Source organism: Lactobacillus sp. wkB8 (assembly GCF_000761135.1).
GTDB classification, from domain to species: domain Bacteria; phylum Bacillota; class Bacilli; order Lactobacillales; family Lactobacillaceae; genus Lactobacillus; species Lactobacillus helsingborgensis.
In genome coordinates, this window is record NZ_CP009531.1 from 440,907 (window position 1) to 459,139 (window position 18,233).

At 36.7% G+C, this 18,233-nt stretch carries 16 protein-coding genes and 3 tRNA genes; 17 read left to right on the top strand and 2 right to left on the bottom strand.

Annotation, left to right across the window (positions count from 1 at the left end):
• Position 1 precedes the first annotated feature (1 nt).
• The 11 genes from LACWKB8_RS02100 (at position 2) to LACWKB8_RS02150 (ending at position 9,255) form a co-directional block, all read left to right on the top strand.
• Entirely contained in the window at positions 2-1,357 is a 1,356-nt protein-coding gene (locus LACWKB8_RS02100) for a PTS galactitol transporter subunit IIC (RefSeq protein WP_038521448.1), read from the top strand.
• Positions 1,358-1,382: 25 nt separating this feature from the next.
• A complete protein-coding gene (locus LACWKB8_RS02105) occupies positions 1,383-2,192 on the top strand; it encodes an SDR family oxidoreductase (protein ID WP_038521451.1) in 810 nt (269 codons plus the stop codon).
• An 84-nt stretch (positions 2,193-2,276) separates the two neighbouring features.
• The gene (locus tag LACWKB8_RS02110; RefSeq protein WP_038521454.1) at positions 2,277-3,272 is read left to right on the top strand and encodes a tagatose 1,6-diphosphate aldolase; all 996 of its coding nucleotides are present in this window, start codon (positions 2,277-2,279) and stop codon (positions 3,270-3,272) included.
• 787 nt (positions 3,273-4,059) lie between these two features.
• The gene (locus LACWKB8_RS02115; protein ID WP_038521457.1) at positions 4,060-4,731 is read left to right on the top strand and encodes a hypothetical protein; all 672 of its coding nucleotides are present in this window, start codon (positions 4,060-4,062) and stop codon (positions 4,729-4,731) included.
• A 230-nt stretch (positions 4,732-4,961) separates the two neighbouring features.
• Positions 4,962-6,020 (top strand): SEC10/PgrA surface exclusion domain-containing protein, encoded by a 1,059-nt coding sequence (locus LACWKB8_RS02120; protein WP_038521460.1) that lies wholly within the window; start codon positions 4,962-4,964, stop codon positions 6,018-6,020.
• A gap of 61 nt (positions 6,021-6,081) precedes the next feature.
• Positions 6,082-6,606 carry a GNAT family N-acetyltransferase gene (locus LACWKB8_RS02125; RefSeq protein ID WP_371211450.1) on the top strand — a complete coding sequence of 175 codons (525 nt, stop codon included), beginning with the start codon at positions 6,082-6,084 and terminating at the stop codon, positions 6,604-6,606.
• A gap of 85 nt (positions 6,607-6,691) precedes the next feature.
• Positions 6,692-6,763: transfer RNA gene (locus LACWKB8_RS02130), tRNA-Gln, on the top strand.
• A gap of 209 nt (positions 6,764-6,972) precedes the next feature.
• Positions 6,973-7,677 (top strand): glycerophosphodiester phosphodiesterase family protein, encoded by a 705-nt coding sequence (locus tag LACWKB8_RS02135; protein WP_038521465.1) that lies wholly within the window; start codon positions 6,973-6,975, stop codon positions 7,675-7,677.
• A gap of 172 nt (positions 7,678-7,849) precedes the next feature.
• The gene (locus tag LACWKB8_RS02140) at positions 7,850-9,031 is read left to right on the top strand and encodes an aminotransferase class I/II-fold pyridoxal phosphate-dependent enzyme (RefSeq protein WP_038521468.1); all 1,182 of its coding nucleotides are present in this window, start codon (positions 7,850-7,852) and stop codon (positions 9,029-9,031) included.
• 63 nt (positions 9,032-9,094) lie between these two features.
• Positions 9,095-9,176: transfer RNA gene (locus tag LACWKB8_RS02145), tRNA-Tyr, on the top strand.
• A 7-nt stretch (positions 9,177-9,183) separates the two neighbouring features.
• A tRNA-Gln gene (locus tag LACWKB8_RS02150) sits at positions 9,184-9,255 on the top strand.
• A gap of 42 nt (positions 9,256-9,297) precedes the next feature.
• Here the strand turns inward: LACWKB8_RS02150 and LACWKB8_RS02155 are convergent.
• Positions 9,298-11,127: a BspA family leucine-rich repeat surface protein gene (locus tag LACWKB8_RS02155; protein WP_038521471.1), complete on the bottom strand. Its 1,830-nt coding sequence runs from the start codon at positions 11,125-11,127 to the stop codon at positions 9,298-9,300.
• Between the two features lie 432 nt (positions 11,128-11,559).
• Here LACWKB8_RS02155 and LACWKB8_RS02160 point away from each other — a divergent pair, with 432 nt between their 5' ends.
• Positions 11,560-12,675 (top strand): hypothetical protein, encoded by a 1,116-nt coding sequence (locus tag LACWKB8_RS02160; RefSeq protein WP_038521474.1) that lies wholly within the window; start codon positions 11,560-11,562, stop codon positions 12,673-12,675.
• A gap of 80 nt (positions 12,676-12,755) precedes the next feature.
• Positions 12,756-13,454: a GntR family transcriptional regulator gene (locus LACWKB8_RS02165; protein ID WP_038521477.1), complete on the top strand. Its 699-nt coding sequence runs from the start codon at positions 12,756-12,758 to the stop codon at positions 13,452-13,454.
• A gap of 41 nt (positions 13,455-13,495) precedes the next feature.
• Here the strand turns inward: LACWKB8_RS02165 and tagD are convergent, their stop codons facing one another.
• Positions 13,496-13,882, bottom strand: a complete 387-nt coding sequence (tagD, locus tag LACWKB8_RS02170; protein WP_038521479.1) for a glycerol-3-phosphate cytidylyltransferase — start codon at positions 13,880-13,882, stop codon at positions 13,496-13,498.
• Between the two features lie 120 nt (positions 13,883-14,002).
• Between tagD and LACWKB8_RS02175 the strand changes: the two genes are divergently transcribed.
• The 4 genes from LACWKB8_RS02175 to nadE all read left to right on the top strand — a co-directional run bounded on the left by LACWKB8_RS02175 (position 14,003) and on the right by nadE (position 18,209).
• Positions 14,003-14,734, top strand: coding sequence for a WecB/TagA/CpsF family glycosyltransferase (locus LACWKB8_RS02175; RefSeq protein WP_038521482.1), 732 nt, complete (start codon positions 14,003-14,005; stop codon positions 14,732-14,734).
• 2 nt (positions 14,735-14,736) lie between these two features.
• A complete protein-coding gene (locus LACWKB8_RS02180) occupies positions 14,737-15,828 on the top strand; it encodes a glycosyltransferase (RefSeq protein WP_038521485.1) in 1,092 nt (363 codons plus the stop codon).
• Between the two features lie 78 nt (positions 15,829-15,906).
• The gene (locus LACWKB8_RS02185; RefSeq protein ID WP_038521488.1) at positions 15,907-17,385 is read left to right on the top strand and encodes a nicotinate phosphoribosyltransferase; all 1,479 of its coding nucleotides are present in this window, start codon (positions 15,907-15,909) and stop codon (positions 17,383-17,385) included.
• A complete protein-coding gene (gene nadE / locus LACWKB8_RS02190; protein WP_038521491.1) occupies positions 17,382-18,209 on the top strand; it encodes an ammonia-dependent NAD(+) synthetase in 828 nt (275 codons plus the stop codon). Before LACWKB8_RS02185 ends, nadE begins: the two co-directional genes overlap by 4 nt.
• Positions 18,210-18,233: the final 24 nt, after the last annotated feature.

Consider the following 18,233-nt stretch of genomic DNA (forward strand, 5'->3'; position numbering starts at 1 on the left):
AATGCAAGTTTTACAATATATAGTTAACTTAGGTGCCTCAGTTATGATACCAATTGTGATCTTTATCATTGGTGTCATCTTCCGTGCAGGTGTGGGTAAATCCCTCAAAGCCGCTCTTTCAATCGGTGTTGGTTTTACAGGAATAAACTTGGTAATTCAACTGCTTACCAATAACTTGGGTAAAGCAGCTGAAGCAATGGCTAAGAATTTTCACTTAGGCTTAGACGTCGTTGACGTAGGCTGGCCAGGAACATCACCTTTAGCGTGGGCATCAGAACTAGGATTAATAGCGATTGTAGTTTCAATTATCGTTAATGTAATTATGTTGCTGACTAAGATGACGAAAGTTGTTAATGTCGACATTTGGAATATATGGCATATGGCTTTTACAGGCTGTATTGTACAAGTAGTTACAGGCAGCTACTGGCTAGCGATTATAGCCATCATCATTCATTCGGCCATTGTTTTTAAACTGGGTGATATTTTTACTCCAGTTACAGATAATTATTTTGGCTTAAACGGTATTTCAATACCTCATGGCGATTCAGCAATCATGGGAGTATTTGCTAAGCCAATTGATGATTTAATTGACCACATTCCAGGATTAAATAAAATAGATATTTCTTTTGAAACTATTGAAAAGAGATTTGGGGTTTTTGGTCAACCATCAATTTTAGGTGCCTTTTTAGGATTAATAATCGGTCTATTAGCAGGACAAGGAATTGGTAAAGCCTTAACATTAGCTATTCAAATGGCGAGTGTCATGGTTTTGATGCCAGTAGTTGTGAAATACATTATGGAAGGTTTAATTCCAATTTCAGACGCTGCCAAAAAAATTATGGATAAGCACTTTAAGAATGCTAATTTCACAATTGGTATGGATCCAGCTTTGTTACTAGGTGATTCCAACGTAATTGCAACGAGTTTATTGTTAATTCCGATTACATTGCTTTTAGCGATGATCATGCCTGGCAACCGCATTTTACCATTTGGTGATCTGGCTACTATTGGGTTCTTTGTTGCTATTGCGGCAGGTATTCATAAAGGTAACATTTTTAGAACGTTGATTTCAGGTACTGCTATTATGACCATGACGATCTGGATTTCTAACCAAACTTGGAAGTATCAAGTTAAGTTAGGTCGCTCCGTAGGTTTGTTAGCAGCAAATAAGAAAGTCGGCTCATTAGATCAAGGTGGTAATCCTATTACCTATATCTTGGCTAAGGGTCTATCAAAGGAATTCAGCATTGGGTTGCTTATTATTTTTGTCCTTTGGGTAAGCGCTTTCGCTTATACCTATATCAGCTACAAAAAGAAATCATTGTACAAGATTGATTCAGTCGAAGAAAAAAATTAGAACAAAATAGAACAAGAGGTTAGTAATGTTGCACGAGAATGATTGGTTAAATATTAAGAATAAGGTTTTTATCGTAACCGGCGGCTCTTCAGGAATAGGGAGCGCGATTGTAGATGAACTGCTTGATGATGGAGCTAAGGTTGTCAATGCTGATTTAAATGATGACAAACGTGAAGCACCAAATTATTTATGGGTTAAAACAGATGTCACCAGTAAAGAAGGTACAGAAAATGTCGTTAAAACAGCAATTGATCACTTCGGTCAATTGGATGGGTTAGTAAATAACGCTGGTATTAACATTCCTCGTATTCTGGTTGATCCCAAAGATCCAGACGGAAAATATGTAATCAATGAAAACAATTATGACAAGATGTTTGATGTTAATGTTAAAAGTGTTTTCTTAATGTCTTCTGCAGTTGCTAAAATTCTTGCTAAACAAAAACATGGTGTAATTGTTAATATGTCTTCTGAATCAGGCTTGGAAGGCTCACAAGGTGCTGGAATTTATTCTGGAACCAAGGGAGCAATCAATGGTTTTACCAGAGCTTGGGCTAAAGAATTAGGTCAATACAATGTCCGTGTAATTGGTGTCGCACCAGGAGTGCTGGAAGCAACTGGATTAAGAACGCTATCGTATGAAGAAGGGTTAGCATATTCTAGACATGAAACTGTTGAGCAATTACGTGCTGGCTACGCCAACACTTCAACAATTCCTTTAGGTAGGAGTGGCAAATTATCTGAAGTTGCCAATCTTGTTGTCTTTTTCCTTTCAGACAGATCAAGTTATATGACCGGACAGACTGTTAATGTGTCTGGCGGTAAATCAAGAGGATAAACTTTTAAATTTGTATTTCATTTTTAATCTTTTCACTCGTGGTTTTAAAGATGAAAAGAAAAATGATATTGAAGGAGAAATATAATGAGAACAATTTCTGCAGCAGTTGCTGAACACATGGCAAAATTGTCAACGGCTGACGGCATCATCAGCGCCTTGGCAATTGATCAACGTGGCTCTTTGAAAAAAATGCTGGCTGATGCTGCTAATAAGCCTGCTGACGAAACAACAATTGTTGATTTTAAAAAAGCAGTTTCCAGTGAACTGACTCCTTATGCTTCAGCCATTTTGACTGACCCTGAATATGGCTTACCAGCAACCAAAGTTAGAGATCAAGATTGTGGCTTGCTGCTTTCTTATGAAAAAACTGGTTATGATACGACAGAGCCGGGCAGAATGCCTGACCTAATTGCTAACCAGTCTGGATTAAGAATTAAAAATGAAGGCGGCGACGCCATTAAGTTTTTGGTTTACTATGATCCCGATGAAGGACAGGAAATTAATGATAAAAAGCAGGCTTTTGTTGAAAGAGTTGGTGCAGAAGCTCAAGCTAATGAACTACCATTCTTTTTAGAAGTTTTAACTTATGACGCAAATATTGCCGACGCTAAAAGCGAGGAGTTTGCAAAAGTTAAGGCTGATAAAGTGCTTAAAACAATGAAAGAATTTTCCAAACTCCAATACGGTGTGACTGTCTTAAAGGTTGAAATTCCTTTCAACATTAAGTTTGTTGCCGGCTTTAATGGGGACAACAACGTTGTTTACACTCAAGAAGAAGCTAAGGATTTGCTAAAGAAGCAGTCTGAAATAACTGATTTACCATATATTTTCCTGTCTGCTGGTGTAACCAGTGAAGAATTTATCGCTGAAATCAAAATGGCTGAAGAAGCTGGTGCTGATTTTAACGGTGTTCTTTGCGGGCGAGCTACTTGGAAACCCGCAATCAAACCTTTTGCGGCTGAAAGTGAAGCAGCAGGTAGAAAATGGTTATCTACTCAAGGTAAAGAAAATATCGAAAGCTTGAATGAGGCTCTTAAAAAGGCTAAGTCCTGGCAGGAAAAGTTAAAAATTGCTAAGTAATTTTTAGATTAAAAGAAAACTTTCTACACAGTAATTAATGTAGAAAGTTTTTTTATTTAATATGATAATTTTCAAAATAAGACCAATATTTTTGTTTCCGAGCTAGTTTTGTAAGCCGAGTGCCGCCCAAATGAGGTAATTGCTATTTAATTTCGTTCATCATTTTGTTTTAAAAAAAGTGGCTCTTGCATACTGCAGTTTAATTCATGAATGCTTCTCACTCAGATATTCAAATCAAACAAAAACAGAGGGCAAATTGCTGCCTTCTGTGATTAGTGTATTTTAATCTGCTATTTTTTTAGCGTTTTCCATTGCTTTCATAATTGCAGGATTTTTGGAATGACAATCCTTAATCATTTGCAAGTCTTTTTCATCTAAGATAACTTCGTATTTGCTCATTGTGTTTTTCCTTTCTGCCAAATCTAAATTTTACTATAACACTTTATTGGGTAAACGAGTAAAACTAGTCAAAGTTTTTCATTTGTGTTGCAAAATCAGTTTTGTTCAGTGAAGTTTGCACATTGCAAACGGGTGTTCCTGCTATAAGCAATTTAAGCTTAATCCCTTGTTACTGCAGCATTTTCAAGCACTAAATTTAGAACAAATTTGTGTTACAAGTGTGACATTTTGAGCGGCAGAGGTAATTAATTCTTAAAAGTTGAGTGATATTCCTGTTATGGTTCTGCAACTTTAACGTTGTACTATATAAACCATCAAATTGAATAATACTTTGCTATTTTTGATTTGAAAAAATTGTTAAGGATTTTTATTTAAGGAGAGAATTTTTTTGAAGGTAAAATCTATCTTAGCTAAATCAGCAGCAGTAGCAGCATTATCTGCTTCAGGAGTTGCGATCATGAGCAAGGCTAATACTAGCGATGTTCAAGCAGCTACTGTAGAAAATGATGCAGCAGTTGTGACTGTAAACTACGTTGATGGCAATTCAATTCGTGTTTGGGACAGTTACAAACATCCTGAAGCTACTGGGCAAATTTTACCAAGTAATTCTTCTTGGAAAGTCATTAAAACTGCTTATGACAAGAAGGGTCACAAGTGGTATGACCTAGGCAAGAATCAATGGGTTAGAGCTAAATATGTTAATAAAGGCTACTACCCAGCAAATGAATCTCAAAATACAGCAGCTGCAACCGGCAGCGTAACGCAAAACAGTACAGTTGCTGCTAATAATGATTCTACAAATTATAATAATGTAAATTACACTGCTGCTGCTTCTGATACAGAAGCAGGGGCTAAGGCATGGATTGCAAATCGTGAATCCGGTGGCTCATACAGTGCACAAAATGGACAGTACATTGGTAAATACCAACTTTCTGCTTCATACCTTAATGGTGACTACTCAGCTGCTAACCAAGAACGTGTTGCTAACAATTACGTTGCAAGTCGTTATGGTTCATGGGCAGCTGCTAAACAATTCTGGCAAGCTAACGGTTGGTACTAATTAGCTGGCTCTAAAAAATAAAGATTGATATCAGCAGACGCTCGTGAATTAGCGTCTGCTTTTTATTTTCTAGTTACTTAGTTTTATTTTTACCAATTTAGTAAATTAACTAATATTTCAAGTTGTTTTTTGAATTGAAAAAATAATTTAATTGGAATTCTCTAGTAATAAGTTTAGAATTAAATTTATACCAAAAAGAGCCAATATAAGAGTAACTCTCGAGGAAGATTATGAAGAAAAGCAAACTTGCTATTGCCGTCGTTAATATTATTTTTTTAATCACAATTCCAGGATTGACTTTAGGTGAACCTGAACAAGCAGCAGCAGCTACTATTAAAGGTTACGTTAAAGTAAAAAAGAAGAAAAAAGTACGACTTTATAAGTTATCTGGTAAGCATTCCAACTTTTATGCGCAATCTAAATACCGCTATCCCTATAGCGCAAAGAAAAAGATTGGCAAGAAAAAGAAAATGGCTTATAAAATTGGCAACAATTCCCATTGGATTCTGGCTAAAGATGTCAAAGTCATTAAAAAGAGTACCAAACGTGTTTATACCAAAGCAAAAATGGTGCTGCCAAGCGGCTATACTAAAACTGAACTGTTATCTGCCTATCAGGGCAAACCAAGTAAAAGTTTTATTGATGCATCAATGCAGGGGATGAAGATCAATGATTTTAGCCGTCTAAAAGTATCTGAAAGTAAAGCTGATGATGAAACCCAAGTAGATTTAGGTCAGCTAACCCCACAGCAGATTGGTGATCTAACAGCTTTTTCTTTAAGACTAATCAATGAGGCTAGAAATGATTTAAACCTAGCTCCGTGGGTTGCAAGTGGCGGAACGGGTAAGTTAGCCGCTGACATTGCGCTAGAGTACAGTAAAAACAATAAGACCATTAAAGACAGCCACTATGTTCCCGGAATTGTTCGTGCATGCAATGCTAACGGCTTAAAACTTGATGACAACTTTGTTGAAGATATGGCTGGGTTTTATAATCCTAATTCGACAATGACTATGACAGAACTAAAAAAGAGTATCTATTTTGGTTTAAAACAAATGATTTTTGGTTATGTCGGCAGTGGCGAAGAAGAAAGTGCCGACCGGAGTTATTATCAGGAATGGGAGCACGCTGGCGATTTGTTTAATACTCAAGGATCGTTGCATGATGGCGACTACAACTATTATGGCTTTAGTATCTCTCATAATGATAATATTTGTTCTTTGCACTTTATCAGCGTTCCCACATACATTGTAAAAAGTAAAAAATACAACTCTGGGTTTGAGCCTTAAAAAGAGCAGCCTTGTTGACGGGCTGCTCTTGCTTTCACTTATAAGTTTGACAAGATAGGATATGAAAATGTTAGTATACATTCGTTTGGCCAAAAAAGAAGATCTGGATCAGATTATGATCATTATTGGTGAAGCAAAGAAGCTATTAAAAAAAGACGGCATTCCTCAGTGGCAAAGTGGCAGTCCTAATCGGAAAATGCTTACTGAAGATATAGCTAAAGAGCGTGCTTATTGCTTGGTAGCAGATCAAACCATAGCGGGAGTGGCAGTTTTACTGACAACACCTGATCCCAACTATGCACAAATAGACGGTTCTTGGGCAAATACTAGTGAACAATATGCCACCATTCATCGGATTGCAATAAGCACAGAATTTCGCGGACAGCACCTGAGTCAATTTATGATGTCAAACTTAATTTCTCGTGGTCTAATGCTGGGCATCAAGAACTTCCGTATTGATACCCATGCACTTAATCAGCGCATGCAGGGCCTCATTAAAAGTCAAGGATTTAACTACCGGGGGATTGTTCAGGTTGATCAGACTGAAAACAGTGCCAGAAACGCCTATGAGCTCAATTTATCATAAGAAAAATATTTTTTTGCTTGACTTGCAGGACACAATTTTCTATACTATTTAATGTTGAGCAATCAAGTAAAAGCTCAAATGGCATTGGGTTATAGCCAAGCGGTAAGGCACTAGTTTTTGGTACTAGTATGCGCTGGTTCGAATCCAGCTAACCCAATTGTTCTTACGAACACCCAACCCGAAAAAGAAGCAGTTTTAAATAGACTGCTTCTTTTTTTGCTTATTTAATTCCAGTAAAAATTGAAGAAAATAAATTACAATTATTTAGCTTTTGCTATTTAAATTTTATATGAATGGGTTTATTATATTTTCTGTGCTTTGTTTGTAATGTTTATATTCAAAATGAGGTAAAACAAACATAAAAATATGAATAGCGGTAACAACAAAACGATTGTATTTGGCCATAGGGGTTATCCCGCTAAATTTGCTGAGAATTCGATGGAAGGTTTTCGTAACGCAGTTGAAAACGGGGCTGAAGGGATTGAATTTGACGTTCATTTAACAAAAGACAGTGTACCGGTGGTTATGCATGATGAAAAGGTTGATCGTACAACTGATGGCAGCGGCTATATTAAGGACTACACTCTTCAAGAGTTGAGAAAGTTGCATCTAGCAAATGGTGAGCGGGTACCAGAACTGAAAGAATTATTTGCGTTACTCGAAAATCGCGATCTTCAGATTAATTTAGAGCTTAAAACAAATACTATTCATTATCCTGGAATTGAAAAAATTGTTTTAAGTCTCGCACAGAACTATCATTTTATTCATCCCATTATTTACTCGTCATTCGATTATGTTACTTTAAAAAATTGTCAGGAGATTGACCCTAAGCAAATTTATTGTTACTTAACCGATGAGGATGTAACTAATTCGGCTAAACTAGTTAAAGATAATCATTTTGCTGGTATTCATCCGGGAAAGTTTTTGCCGGCAACTGAAGCAATAACTGAGCGTATTTGGACGGTAGATGATCCCCAAACTGCCAAAAAATATTTTCAGGAACATGTTGCAGGTATTTTTACCAACAATTATCCGGCAATGATTAAACTGAGAGACCAAATACAAGGCTAAGATAATTTGCATTTTAATAGACACCTTTAATTTTTGAATTAAAGGTGTTTTTTAGTTAAAAAGCTTTTGCTTTATACCAATTGTATGAGCTAAAAATTAGAAAAATCTTGTAGAAAAATAATTTTATTAAAGGTATAATTTAGATAATTCAAAAGAAAGTTTGGTGAAAGATATGGCAAAATTAATTAAATATGTCCGCAAGGGACTAGCTGAAACCCCTTCTAGCCCAATCTTAAAATTTTCAGATTACGCTAGTAAAATTCCTGATGTAGTTAAATTTACTCTCGGAGAACCCGATTTTAATACTCCTGACCATATTAAGGAGGCTGCTAAGAGAAGTATTGATGAAAATCATTCTCACTATGCTCCTTCAAATGGGACAATGAGCTTGCGTAAAGCCGCTAGCCAGTTTTTGAGTAAAAAATACAATCAAAATTATGATCCGGAAACTGAGGTACTAGTTACTACCGGTGTAACTGAGTCAATTTTTGATGCCGTTTTAGCAACTCTTAATCCTGGCGACGTGATGGTTGTACCCACGCCTATTTTTCCGCTCTATATGACAGATGAAAACATTATTAATGAGGGCATAGAGGTTGTTAAAGTTAACACATCTGATGACGGCTTTAAGTTGACACCAGCAAAATTGCAAAAGGTAATTGATCAGTACGGAGACCGGGTGCGAATGCTGGTCATGAATTATCCTACTAACCCAACTGGGGTAATGTATAGTCAAGATGAATTGGACGCACTAGCAGATGTTATCCGCGACAAACCCATTTTTGCGCTATGTGATGAAATTTATAGTGAATTAAACTATGACCAACCGCACGCATCAATGGAAAAAACATTGCATGACCAAGTTATTTTAATGAACGGCGTTTCCAAGTCATGGGCCATGACCGGTTACCGTATTGGGATTGTTTGTGCTCCAAAAGATATTTTGCAGCAAATTGCTAAAATTCACCAAGCAATTGCCACAACTGAACCAACACCAATGCAAGATGCAGCAGAAGAAGCCTTTAAGAATGGAATGGATGATGCACTGCCAATGAAAGAAGAATTTCAAAAGCGGCGCGATGTTTTATATGCCGGTTTAACTAAATTAGGCTTTGAATGTGCTAAACCCCAAGGCGCATTCTATATCTTTGCCAAAATACCAGAAGGCTTTGACCAAGATGATAATCAATTTATCTATGAATTGGTTGATAAAGCTCATGTAGCTGTTTCTGCCGGCTCTAGCTTCAGTGAAGGCGGACAAGGCTACATCAGATTTTCTTACGCTGTTGCTATGGATCAAATTAAAGAGGGATTGAAGCGATTAGAAAAGTTTGTTAAAGAAAATAAGAAATAATTTTTAAGCAAATTTTGCTTGCAATCACGTACGTTTTTCGGTATTATAATTAACGTGCGTGACGGAGGAGTAGCGAAGTGGCTAAACGCGGCGGTCTGTAAAACCGCTCTCTCTGAGTTCGGCGGTTCGAATCCACCCTCCTCCATTATCACTGGGTTATAGCCAAGCGGTAAGGCACTAGTTTTTGGTACTAGTATGCGCTGGTTCGAATCCAGCTAACCCAATAATCAAAAAGACGACTCGTATGAGTCGTCTTTTTTGTTACTTCAGGCTATGTTATTAACCTTAATATACTTATTCTTATCAATTACATAGTAAAGCTTCTTTTTAATTTTGATCGGATTACCATAGACCCGAACTGATTTGCCTTTCTTTATCAGTAATTTACGAATTCTTTTGCCTTTTTTGTTATAAACGAATGAATTGTGCTTGATTTTTCTTTTCTTACCCTCAATGTCTTGTGAGTTAGCAAAAATATTTTCACCAAGTTTATAAAACTTTTGGTTATTAATAGTTTGTGTACCGAAAGTTTCAACAGTCATTCCTGGTTTAAGAATAAAGCCTTGAATTGGACTGCCTGTTTTATCATAAACCTGAATTGTGCAATATATTGTGCGTGGTGTCTTAACATTGCTGCTATCAACTGACTGCGGTTCTACCGTTTGCTTTTCATCTTTAGCCGGTATTGCGACCGGTTCATCTTCTGTAGTTTTTTTGTTATTTTGAATTTCGCTAGAGGGAGCAGAAACAGCAGGGACATTAGTTGAAATACCTGTGGTAGTTCCGATTGAACCAGCGGTAGAATTGTTGGATTCAAAATTGGAGTCCCCTTTATTAACAGGTAAGTGGTTGTCACTAGTGGTGTGATCTAAATCAATTGAACCAGTAGACCAAGTTATAGGCTGACTGACATAGGTTTCAGCCGGACAATTGACATCTTCTCTATCGTATAATTTTATTAATTCTGCTATCGAAATTGCTTTTCCTGCAGGTTTAGCTATGCTGCCATTACTTACTGGGATAACCTTAGGCATTTTGAAAGTAGCAAAAGCTGCTGGCTTTAGTCGATGCTTTCCGAGACTAAGAACAAAACCATTACTGTTATTGCCTAGTCCGTCTAACATGCTTGTCATTTCAAAAATGTTACCCGTGTCCCAGTGGCTTAAGTTTAATTGCCTTAAATTGGGATCATTGAACATATAACTCATATTGGTAACGCTATATGTTTGCCAAGAAGTGATATCATCTAAATCTGTAGCAGCTATTCCATTAAACATATAGCTCATGTTTTTGACATTACCAGTTTTCCAGTTAGCCAATTTTAGAGTTGTTAATGAAGTGTCACCCTCAAACATGTGACTGAAATCAAAGACACTGTCAGTCCTAATATTATCTAAATTGACCTCAGTTAACTGAACATCATTTTTAAACATGCTGTTCATGTCCCTGTTTGAGATTGTATCCCAAGAGCTCAAATCAAGCTGTTTGAGACTAATGTCATTTGCGAATAAACTGCTTAAATCACTGGCATTGCTGGCATCAACATTATCTAAACCGATAAGACCAATTAAATTAGGTAAATTAGCAAACTTGCTACTGGAATTACGTGCTAGTCCAGCTTTTAGGTACTCGCCATAATCAGCCATCACTAATTCAAACTTAATATATTGAATATCGCTAGGACTAACTTTTTCACCTTCGTAATCATGATCTGCCAATATCTGGCTGATTGGTGTAGCTGACAAAGCTCCACCTTTAATTGTTAGGGTCTTTGTGTCCTCGTTATAGGTCCAGTCACACTTGTTATCTTTGCCGCGAGCGGTAACTTTTTCGTTTTGTGTGCTTTTGGTAACACTATTTTCAATTTCTGACTTACCAGTAATGTTATTTTTAAAACTGTTATTATTTTTGGTGTCAGAATTACTTACTGAAATGGGTGACGAGTTAATACTGGCATAGACCGCTTTTTCAGTAGTTACCATTGCCGATCCAATTAAAGCGCTTGCAATTAAACTATAAGAAAAAAACTTAACCCTGTTATTTTTTGAAAAATAATAGGCGTTATTTTTCCCCTCTCCATTATTAAACTTTAGCATAATTAAAACCTCTTTATGTAATTTATACATTTACCTTTACCATAGGGTATACAGCATTTTTTATGGTAGGTCAACTATTTATATCGAGGAATTAAATACTTTTTGTTATCTAAAAAAAGCCAAAATAGTCATTACTATGCACGGTAATTTATTAGTTATTTATTTCACAAAAGATAAAAAGTGTTATTTATAAAAAATCGTATATAATTGGTCTGAACCAATGTTAATAAAGTAGTATTTATATGCAAAAACAATATTGTATATATTATTTTTTGAAGTTAGCAAATTGTAGTTTGATAAATTTAATGGTTATTTTTAATTGCAATAGAGCTGTTATTTAGCTCAAAAAATCAAATCGTTAAATTTTAACTATTTTTGCGCTAATCATAGTACAATAGATGCTAGCTTACTTTTAATTGGGAAGGGAAATTTATGTCAAGACTTGTGCGAGTGGGCGCTGGTGGCAAGGAAATCAGCTGGCACGATGCCTTAAAAGACTTGCGTGCAGATGATGTTCTCTTATTAGAGCCCGGATTTTATGAATTGCCTACAGGAATATATCTATCTGATATCACAGTTAAAGGAACTGGCAATCTGCCTGAAGATACAACAATACTTGGTTATGTTAACGTTGATGCTGGCAGTCAGTTTATTAATTTAGAAAACTTATGTATTAATACGGTTGATGACGCTAATAGTTTGTTTTTGCCAGCAGAAGCAAACGCTTTTTTGTCATTGCGCAATTGTATAGTTAAAGGCTTCGGCAATGATACTGCCGTTATTGCAGCAAATGGTAAAGTCACTCTTGAATTATATTCAACTGTGATAATGAACGGCTCCGTTTCTTTATTTGCCGATGCAAATTTTCGCTTAGAGATGAACGATTCTACCATTAAAAATGTTACTAAGGATATCGGTGCTTTAGCTTTAGAGGGTCACGGTACCGCGATAGTTAATAATTCTCGCATTCAAGGTAGTATTGATACTTTTACAAAATCTAATGTAGAGCTTGATGTTAATAATTCTCAGGTTGACTCATTGCTGTTGCAGGGACAAGTTTGGCTGAACATGCTTAATAGCACGGTATTATCACAAGAAGATACTGGAATGTTTGTTACAGATGAAGCCTGGGTTAATATCATTGGCAGCGAAGCTAAAGGTGGTATTTATTTTGAAAAGAAGCCGCATGCTATTATTCAAAATAGTCGGCTTAATCGTTTAATTGCGACAGGAGAAGCTCAGCTTACACTTAATAATTCTGTGATTGTTAATCACGCTGATTTTCAGGATAAAGTTGATTGTAATTCTCGGCGGGTTACTTTCAATGGTGGTAATGAATATGAATATTTTTTAGCACTTAGTGATCATGCACAACTAGAAGGACATGACCTTATCTTTAACTCTAACGGAGCTAATTTAGCGGTAGAAAATAAGGCACAAATGCATGCGACTGTGATTGCGACGAGTGATAAATCAATTACCGTTGAATGTGGGCAAGATGCTGAATTTCGCCTGTGGGGAATGAAATGGACCACCAAAAAAAGTTAAAAGTAAATAGGTGAATGATAGCGCTTTATGCAAAATAGACCAATTTAGATTATAATAAAAGATGTAATGGGGGTGTATACATGGAAGAACCAATGTACATCAAAATTCATAATCAAATTAAAAGAGAAATAGAAAATCATGATTATCAAGTTGGCAGCAAGATACCAGCTGAAAGACAATTAGCGCAAAAGTTCGGTGTTTCCCGCATGACATTGCGTCAAGCAATAAAAACTTTAGAAGATGAAGGGATATTGGAGCAACGTTTGGGTAGCGGTACGTATGTTGCTAATCAAAAAGTGCAGGAAAAAATGTCAGGTATTATGTCATTTACCGATATTACCCATGCCAATGGTCAAACGCCATCCAGTAAGTTGATTTCGTATCGCTTTGGTAAGCCGTCTTTATCTGAAATGGAAAGGCTTGATTTAAGTGATAAACAAGAAGTTTTGCGGATGGAGCGAATTCGCTATGCCGATGATGTTCCTATTTGTTATGAAGTAGTAACCATTCCGCAAAGTGTAATTGCGAATATGTCAAAAAGTGATATTTCTTCTCATTTATATCAAACTTTAGAAAAAAGCGGCTATAGTATTGGTCGGGTAACTGAACATATTTCTGCAGCTGTCGCAAATGAAAATGCTGCGCGTTTACTCGATGCCAAAAAGGGTGAGGCCCTGATTACGCGTTTGCAAGTAACGGAATTATCAGACGGTACCCCTTTTGAATACACCAGGGCCAGCTACGTGGCAGATCGTTTTGAGTTTACTTTTTCCAAATAAAAAACTCCGAATTAACTTCAATCAGTTAGTTCAGAGTTTTTTTATTTCAAATCGTTTTTGATTTTTGTGGTGGAGATTCCCGGCGTTCGCGGCAGATAAACTACTTTGCAATAAGGTTTTAAAAAGTCAAATTTGCCTTGCCAATCATTTCCCATCACAAAAGTGTCAATACCATATTTTTTAACATCATTGGTTTTTTGTTGCCAGTCTTTTTCAGGAATGACCTCATCGACGTAACGAATGGCTTCAAGAATATACTTACGCTCCGCATAAGTATTATAAGATTCTTTATGCTTTTGCAACTGATTAAATTCATCGGTTGATAAGCCAACAATCAGGTAATCTCCAAGTTCACGTGCGCGCTTTAATAAACGAACATGACCATAATGCAACAAATCAAATGTGCCGTAAGTAATAATTTTTTTCATATCGGTACTCCTATTATTTTGACGAGTTAATAGTATCATATTTATAGAAAAGGTAAAGCATGTCCAGAAATGGATATTAATTTGGTAAAATAAAAGTAAATTGAATGGTAGGAGATAGTTATGGCTAAAGTAAATATTTTAGGAGTTAATTTCGATAATAAAAGTTTTACTCAGTTTCAAAACGAATTTATTGGCCGAATTAACGCCCACAAATCAACTTTGATCGTTACCGCCAACCCAGAAATTGTCATGGCAGCTAATGAAAATCCTGAATTCATGAAAATTTTAACTTACGATGCTGATTATATCACTGCTGACGGTATTGGCATTGTTAAGGCAAGTCAGATATTAAAAAAGCCTATTAAACAACGGGTAACCGGCTATGATTTATTTGTTTGGCTGATGAAATTAGCTAATGAACGGGGACTACGGGTATACCTGATAGGAGCCAAACCTGATGTAATACATGCTATCCAGGCAAAAATTGCACGTGATTATTCTGATATTCAACTAGTTGGTGCTGAGGACGGTTATTTTAACGAAGACCTTGAACTTGTTGCTTATCAAATTGAGCGCACCGAACCTGATTTAGTTTTTGCTGCGTTAGGTTCACCTCGGCAAGAACAGCTTTTATCTATTTTACGTAAAAATTTATTACCTGCTTTGATGATGGGAGTTGGCGGCAGTTTTGACGTTTTTTCAGGAAAGACAAAACGCGCTCCGCAAATTTGGCAGTCAGCTCATTTAGAATGGTTTTATCGCTTACTTAAAAATCCTTCACGTTATAAAAGAATGCTGGTTTTGCCACGATTTGTTAATGAAGTTTACAAATCAAAAAAGGGAAAAGAATAATTATGAAAGTTTTGCATGTTAATGCCGGTCTTGAAAATGGCGGCGGTTTAACGCATATTATCAACCTGTTAAAGCAGGCAAAAAGTGAACAGCAAGACTTTTCTTTGCTCTGTTTAAGCGATGGACCCGTTGCTCAAACTGCAAGAGCTGCAAAAATAAAGGTGCATGTTTTGGGAATAACAAGCCGCTATGACTTAAGAAGCTTAAAAAAACTCACTGATTTTATTAATAATGGCGATTATCAAATTGTTCATACTCATGGTGCCCGTGCAAACCTGTTTATTTCCCTAATTAGGCGCAAAATAACTGCTAAATGGTGCATAACTATCCATTCAGATCCCTATCTTGATTTTACCGATCGCGGTCTGAGTGGAAAATTGTTTACCAAAATTAACCTCAGTGCTATTCGTAAGGCAGATTGTATTTTTGCTGTTACCAAAAGATTTGCCGATTTAGTGGTAAAGAAGGTAAAGGTAAAAGCTGAAAAAGTTCATGTCATTTATAATGGCACTTTTTTTCATCAAGACAGTGAAATTCCGGCAAAGTATGAACACCCTAACTTTAATATTGTGAATGTGGCCAGAACTGAAAAAGTTAAGGGTCAGGATTTGTTATTAAAAGCTTTGAAAGAACTAAACAATGCCAACGTGCACTTATTTATTGCTGGGGATGGTTCACAATTAAAGGCACTAAAAGACTTAGCCCAGAAGTTAAATTTAGGACCACAAGTTACTTTTCAAGGTTTCATGACACATAAGCAGTTGAAAAATTTATATCGGCGAATGGATCTAGCTGTATTGACTTCTTATTCTGAAAGCTTTCCTCTGGTTTTACTAGAAGCAAGTGACAATCTGCTACCGCTATTATCGACAGCAGTTGGTGATATTAACATGATGATCCCTGATAAAGAGCATGGCTTTGTGGCTCAAATTGGAGATGTTTCTTCAATCTGTTCTGCCTTAGAGCAGGCAATAAGTATGCCCCAAAAACAACTGAAAGAAATGGCATATCGGGAAAAGAATTATGTGGTAAAGCACTTTTCATTACACCAGCAGCTAGATAGTATTTTGAAGGTGTATGACACTATCCTTTGAGTTGGTAAGATTGTTAAAAAGTCCACAAATGTTTATAATAAAACAAAAATATTTAGTGAAATTAGTTAAGAGGACAGAATGTTTTACCAAGAATTGGATAAAGATGATTCGTTAACCCTTCATACAGACCTGTATGAAATTAATATGATGTATACCTACTTTAAAAAAGGAATTTCGGAGCGTAACGCTGTTTTTGAAGCGTACTATCGTCAAGAACCATTTGGCAATGGTTATTCCGTTTATGCAGGTCTAGAACATGTGATTATGTACTTAAAGAACTTAAAGTTTAAAGAAAGTGATTTGAAGTACTTAAAAGAAGAAGTTGATTACGATGATGACTTCATTGACTATTTGCGTCATTTAGAAATGAAGTTGACAGTTCGTTCTATGCCGGAAGGTGAAATTGTTTTTGCCAATGAACCATTATTGCAAGTTGAAGGACCGCTTGCGCAATGTCAATTAGTAGAAACTGCTATTTTAAATATTATTAACTACCAGACTTTACTTGCTACTAAGGCGGCGCGTGTTAAATTGGCTGTTCAAGGTGACGGTGTGATGGAGTTCGGTACACGGCGCGCACAAGAAACAGACGCCGCACTTTGGGGCACCAGAGCAGCATATATTGGTGGCTTTGACTCAACAAGCAACGTACGTGCCGGTAAACTGTTTGGCATACCAGTTTCAGGTACTCATGCTCATTCTTTAGTTGAAGCCTTTGGCAATGAATACGAAGCATTTAAAGCTTATGCAGAAACGCATAAGGACTGTGTATTTTTGGTTGATACCTACGATACGGTCAGAAGTGGGGTTCCCAACGCAATTCGGGTTGCTGATGAAATGGGAGAGCGGATAAACTTCCAAGGCGTAAGAATTGATTCAGGAGACATGGCCTATATTTCAAAGCAGGTTCGCCGTGAACTTGATAATGCTGGTTATACTAAAGCTAAAATTTATGCTTCTAATGATTTAGATGAAACAACAATTACCAGTTTAAAGATGCAGGGCGCTAAGATAGATGTTTGGGGTATTGGTACCAAGTACATTACCGCTTATGATCAGCCTGCGCTAGGAGCTGTTTATAAATTAGTTTCAATTGAAGATGATCAACATCGTATGCGTGACACATTAAAAATTTCTTCGAATGTGGAGAAAGTGTCAACACCTGGTAAAAAGCAGGTTTGGCGTATTTCAGCTAATACGGAAAAGAAAAATGAAGGTGACTGGATTGCGCGCGTAGGCGTAGATCCCCGCAATTTTGATTCATTGTACATGTTTCACCCACAATATTCGTACATTAACAAAGTTGTGACTAATTATACTGCTGAGCCTCTCTTAAAAGATATTTTTGTTGATGGCAAACTAACTTATCAGCAACCTAAATTAATTGATATTAAGAAGATCTGTGCTGCTAATTTAGACGGGTTATGGGAAGAATATAAGCGCAGCCTGAACCCGCAAGAATATCCAGTTGACTTATCCCAAGATTTATATGACAGTAAAATGAATATCATTCAAGATATTCGCAATAATATCAACAAAGGAGTTGCTGCACAATGAGACCGTTGCAAGAAAAAATCATTGCCTATGAACATGTTTTACCCCAAATTGATCTTGAAAAAGAAGTAAGACGGTCAATTGATTTCTTGAAAGATTATCTCAAAGCTAATTCTTTTTTGAAAACTTATGTTTTGGGAATATCGGGCGGTCAAGATTCTACTCTGGCTGGTAAACTTTGCCAGATGGCGATTGCAGAAATGCGCGCTGAAACGGGCGACAACTCCTATCAATTTATTGCAGTTCGTTTACCATACGGTGTTCAAGCAGATGCACAGGATGCAGCAGATGCAGTAGCTTTTCAAAAGCCCGATCAAGACTTAATCGTCAATATCAAGCCTGCTGTTGATGCTTTGGTAACCAGTTTGCATGAAGCAGGTCAAGAAATTACGGATTTCAATAAAGGTAATATTAAGGCCCGTGAGCGTATGGTAGTGCAGTATGCTATTGCAGGAGCTAATAACGGTGCTGTTGTCGGGACAGATCATGCAGCTGAAAACTTTAGCGGCTTCTACACTAAATATGGTGACGGTGCGGCAGATTTAACACCACTTTTCCGCTTGGATAAAAGACAAGGTAGGCAGATGCTCAAGTTTTTAAATTGCCCAGAGCATTTGTATCACAAAGCACCAACTGCAGATCTGGAAGAAGAACAGCCGGGTCTGCCTGATGAAAAAGCCTTAGGTGTCAGCTATCACGATATTGATAATTATTTGGAAGGGCAGACTGTAGCAGACGAGGCAGCAGAAAAGATCGAAGCTTTGTGGCGCAAAAGTGAGCATAAGCGGCATTTACCGGTAACTGTTTTTGATGATTTTTACCGCTAATATGAAAGTGGATATTTTGTGCAT